At 46.2% G+C, this 5,379-nt stretch carries 3 protein-coding genes; 2 read left to right on the top strand and 1 reads right to left on the bottom strand.

What is annotated here, in order from left to right; translation table 11 throughout:
- Positions 1 to 2,394, top strand: a 2,394-nt coding sequence (locus J7K41_02485) for a hypothetical protein (GenBank protein MCD6549553.1), incomplete at its 5' end; no start/stop codon positions are given.
- Here the strand turns inward: J7K41_02485 and J7K41_02480 are convergent.
- Positions 2,342 to 3,454, bottom strand: a complete 1,113-nt coding sequence (locus tag J7K41_02480) for an AAA family ATPase (GenBank protein MCD6549552.1) — start codon at positions 3,452 to 3,454, stop codon at positions 2,342 to 2,344. The two genes, J7K41_02485 and J7K41_02480, sit on opposite strands and share 53 nt — an antisense overlap.
- 193 nt (positions 3,455 to 3,647) lie before the next feature.
- Between J7K41_02480 and J7K41_02475 the strand changes: the two genes are divergently transcribed.
- The coding region (locus J7K41_02475) for a right-handed parallel beta-helix repeat-containing protein (protein ID MCD6549551.1) at positions 3,648 to 5,379 on the top strand (1,732 nt) is incomplete at its 3' end.

The raw sequence follows: 5,379 nt of genomic DNA, 5'->3' as shown, positions 1-5,379 counted from the left end.
GAAAATGTGTTAAGCGAACACGAGTTTAGAAAGTTGGGTGTTGTAGAGGTTAGACGTACGAATACGGTTCACGTCCCGGTGGAGAGAGTGTCCAGAGACGCGAGGAGGATCGCCAGGCAGATGATCGAGAAGAATTTTGTGAAATACGTTTCACACGCCGGAGCAAGAGAGGTCCTTTCTCTGTTCGTCAACAAAGGTAAAGGCAGTTTCGGTTTGAACCTGTTCGCCAGGCATTATACCGAGACGTTCGCTGTCAGGTTGGGATACCACGTCTATACCGATAAAGTTAAACTGTTAACCGATGCGTCAGAGGCGGGAATACCTTACGGCATAATATTGCACGATTTCATCGCCGAAGCTCTACGGACAGGTTGCGATGTTGAAGACGTTGTAAGATGGGTCATAAAAACTGGGGACATGCATCTTATCCAATTATTGTGTACTGAGTACGAACTGGACGGTATCCTTTACCGAGAACTCAGGAATGAAGGTGTTTCCTGGGATATCATAATCAATGTGTTCTTCAATTCTCGTAAGATGGATGCGATGATAATCTACCTGTCCAACGAACTTGGAGCGATGGAACCGTATTTGGAGAAGTATAGTCTACCTGATTACGACCCGCTTTTTGAGAATCCTCTATTTTTGAACCAGTTGTTTTCGTTGAAAGGTACGTCTGCATACGAGATACTGTTTAAGATGAATACGGATAAAGCGTTGGCCCTTCTTGTCGAGGGTCTGAGAGACAATACTGTCGAAGACGGCGAATTCTGGGCGCTCCTGGAAAGAGTTTACCGGAACAGGTACGCGGTGCTCAACGCGTTGATCAGTGAAGGTTACGATGACGTAATAGTCTCGTTGATAAAGAAAAACGAGTCCGAGTATCTTGTCAAAATGTTCTTCATGTACGTTTTGACGGCAGGTAAGGAACGGGCAATCGATGTCTACCGTGATTACGGGTTGATAGACCCTCTGTTGGAGAGAATGTCTCCGAAACTTATGAAGAAGATGGGTCCGTTAGCCATGGACCTTGTGATCAACTCTGAAGATTTTGTCGGTTGGTTGTACAGGTTTAACAATCTGTTTGCTCCTGAAGAAGTTTATACTTGCCTGAAGAAACGGTTCTCCAGAATAGAAGCGTTGTCGATGGTCGATGCCGTCTACGGTAAAGGTACGGCCCTGAAAATTGCTGAAAAGGAGGGTCCGAGCCTGGCATTGAAGACTGCACATCTCATCCTTACCGAAGACGAGTTCTACGATTATGTAAACCGTTTGGGTATAGAGGCACTGATGGAGTACGGTGATAGAAGGTTGCGGTTGGATTTTATTGCTAAACGGATGAAGGAGTCGCCGAATGTGAGCAGAACGATAAAAGAACTCAGAGGGATAGCCCCTCCCGGCGATCTGTTATCCGCGTTCGAAACGAACGGCGGCGCCCTGGAAGAGTTCTTGAAGACTGCCGGTATCAGGGTGACTTTGAACGCGTTGGTAGACCTGGAACGTTATTCTGACGTGTTAAAGTTGTTGGTTAAACGGTACGGTAAATCAAAAACTGCAAGATGGGCGGTCGGTCACCTCCCGTTGAAAGAAGTGCTGAAAAACGCGGCAGACCTCGGTTTAGAACGTGCAGTAGTTGACGAATTCTTCAGACGTGTTGATATGGATGATAGGCAGAAGATAGAACTTTTGGAGTCCGTGTACGGTCTCGGTAAGACTGTGAACCTGATGGTCGCAACCCATCGTACCCTGTCCGTGTACGATTATTTAGTTGAAAAGTTCTCTTCAGAAACCGCGTTCACCACTATGGCCGGATTGTTGGGTGAGAAACGTGCTATGAAAGAAGCGGTCATCGCAGGTTACACTTCGGGTGCTGTTTCTGCTCTTATTAAAAAGGGTTACTCTGCATCGGATTGTTATGCGTTGGTATACGCGGTTACCGGGTCGGTGAGCAGAACGTGGAGAATATTGAGAAGCGTTTTGACAGAAGAGGAGATCGTGGATGGTGCATGGAGAATAGGTCACGGTATCAAACTCGTCAGATACCTGTCGCGGAAACATGTATTGGGTATGGAAAACACGTACGAACTGATAAAACGTGTTAAAGGCATAAAGGAGGCCGTATACTCCGTGTTTGAAGCATCTAAACATAACCCTGCCTTTCGTAGATTGCTGGTCATGCGCGAGGAGGAATTCGTTCCCACACTCGCTAAAAAGTACGGTGAAAAACGTGCGTTCGGTTATCTCGTTCGTATCCTAGGGTTTGAGAACGTTGTCAAGACGTTCGCACGCGGACTCTACGGTCTGAGGGACAGCGCCCTTTCCGTTTCGTCCGTGGACAACGTTACCTCTTCAAAGAGAGATACTGGGTCCTCCCGCGTCCCTCAACCTGTCTGATCTCTGAACTGATCAGTCCCATCTCCCGTAAACGTTTTATGTAATACCTGAGCATTCTGTCCGTAATGTTGAGTTTTGAAAGTTTTGAATAAAGTTGACCGCTTGTCACAGTCCCTTCCTTTTTCAGTACGTTTAAAATCTTTCTTTCGATTTTGCCCAGGTGGTACTCCTTGAAAATGATGTTGTCCACTTCTGATTTTATCTCCTGAACATCCTCTACGGTTACCTTTGATTTACTCTTCCGTTCAGCGTTTCTGCCGGCTAACCACAGGGTCCGTATCGCTACCCTTGCATCACCGCCCCTTTTTACACCTATGCCAGCGCATAAAGGTATCACATGCTCGTCCAGAACGTTCGGATAAAAGGCGTATCTGGCACGTTCTTTGAGGATATCTTTTAACGCGATAGAATCGTAAGGTTTGAATTCTATTACCCGCGGATAGAAGGAGCTTCTTATCCGTTCGTCCAGGTAGGCTAGGATATCGCGTCTGTTCGATATGGTGACCACGGTTATGTTCATCCCTTGGATTTCTGTAGTCCGTGTCAGATTGTACAGTACTTGCGATTCTTCTCTAAACGAAGCGAACAATCTGTCGAATTCGTCAAGCACGACTATCAACCCGTTCAATCCGTTTTTCAAATACCCTTCTCCGATCGTTCTCATGATCTCATCGACGGATACACCGCGTCTGGGTACGAACATGCCAAGGTCTTCCGCAATCCTGCACAGTATTGAGAACCGTGTCGAATACTCCCAACAGTTCACATAAACGCCTCTGACACGTTGCGTGTATTCTCTAAGTTGGTCGAGAAGATATCTGAGAGAAACAGTTTTGCCGGTTCCTGGAGGACCGATAATCATCAAGTTTTCACAGTTACTGCCCTGAACGATCCTGTTTATCGAAGACGCAATATCTTTTATCTCGGTTTCTCTGTGCAATATTTCCGTCGGTACGTAATCGGGATGAAGGTATTTTTCATCCTTGAATATGGAAGATTGTGAGAATTTTGATAATGAATCAAAAACGTTTCTTCGCGACCTGTAGAACGCGGCAGACATGTTTACACATATGGTTGCAGATGTTTAAAATGGTTTTGGGAATATTGAGGACAACCACAACCGTTGTTAAACAGTATAACTGGAGGTGTGTGAAAAAAACGCAAACTTTTTTAAAGTAATTCATCTTTGTTAGAGATGTAGAGAACTGGAAGGGGGTTGTGTACAAATGGAGCGAAAAAGACAGGTGTTAATTTTGGGGTTGCTGCTGGCCAGTGTTATGTTCTTGTTCGGATGCGTGACGGAATCGGAACGGTCTGAACTGTTGTTGAATTATCTTAACCCACCACCCAAGGACTGGGGTACGACTTGTTTCGCTCCGTCTGACGACGGGGGTTGGATCGTTAAAACCGATGAACAGTGTACGGGAGGTAGGATCATACTCCACGGTTGTTTGAGAGTCGAGAACGGTGCATCACTTACTTTGAGAGGTGGTTGCGAGCTTATGATGGATGGTAACTCGTCAGACCCACCTGTGATCGAAGTCATGCCCGGTGGTACGCTGCGTCTGTTGGACGGGTGTAAGGTTCACGGTGACGGGAGACGGTTCATCTTCTATGCTCATCCTGGGTCGACTGTCTACATAGAGAATGCGGAGATAAGCGATGTCGGTGTCAAGGACGGATACTACAGACATGAAGGTGCGTACATAGGTTCGGATAATGCCGTGATAAAGGGTTCGTACTTCCATGATAATCTTGTAGGTCTCATTTTGGAAGGTGAAGGTTCAACAGTCCAAAACAATAAGTTTGAGGATAACCAGGTCGCGATCAAACTCGTTAACGCTGATGCGAACGTGAGTGATAACGAGATATACGGTAACGGTGGTGGTTACGGAATAGTTGCTAACTATACTGATGATAAGGATCATGTCGTCTATCTGCTCGGTAACACGATCAGGTCTGTGGGGGAAGGGATTTATGTAGACCCGGAATCAAAACCATCGGCAGTAAAACAGCTTAAACTAACGCCAAATCAAAAGACCGGTAAATGTGGGGACGGTGTCTGCGACCTCAGTTTGTACATATGTTACGGTGATGTGACTGGTGATTGTTCTGAATATAACAGAACCGAATGTTCGGGTTACGGCTGTTACTGGGAAGGTGATTACTGTTCGGGCGAACCTACTTCGTTATCATGCTCAAACTATACGGATGAAGAGAGTTGTAGGAACGTGCATTGTGAATGGGTGGTTCCGAAGTATTGTGAGGGTACTCCTAATGTGAATTGTTCCGACCTGACGGATGAAAACACATGTACTCTTGCGGGATGCGTATGGAGTTTTACATGTTCAGGTACACCGAACGTGTCCTGTTCTGATTATTCTGACGATTCTTCAACCTGTTCTGCGTTGGGATGTACATGGAACCAACCATCATGTACGGGCGATGTGAACACTACCTGCGATCAGATAACCGACCCGTCCATGTGTACAGGTGTAGGTTGTAAGTGGGATAAGAAGAATAACAAATGTTATGGAGAAATCCTGCCATGTGAGAAGATAAAACCTGATTATTGTGAGGCTGCCGGTTGTTCTTTCACACCGTCTTCATGTACTGGCGAAGTTGTGTGCGAAAACATCAAGGATGAGAAGACGTGTAACTTGGCAGGATGTTCGGCCGAAGGGTCATGTTCCGGAGAGATTGAATGCGGTAAACTGACAAGCGATGTTTGCGACCAGTTCGGTTGTACAGTACCAAAACCTTATTGTGATGGGAAACTGTTGTGTAAGGCGTTCACAGACGAATCAGAATGTAATTCTGTTGAAGGTTGTTCATGGGTACCTGGGAAGTGTTCAGGGACGTTCGCATGTTCCAACATACGTGAGGAAACCTATTGTCTGAACGCTGGATGTTCGTGGGGTCCTGAGAACGAAACGACCTGTCCGGAGGATTGTGCGGGTCCGGTATGCGGCAACGGTAAATGCG

Source organism: Candidatus Micrarchaeota archaeon (genome assembly GCA_021163225.1).
Lineage (GTDB): Archaea > Micrarchaeota > Micrarchaeia > Anstonellales > JAGGXE01 > JAGGXE01.
The sequence above is the reverse complement of the archived record's forward strand: the minus strand, read 5'-3'. Positions and strand labels throughout refer to the sequence as shown.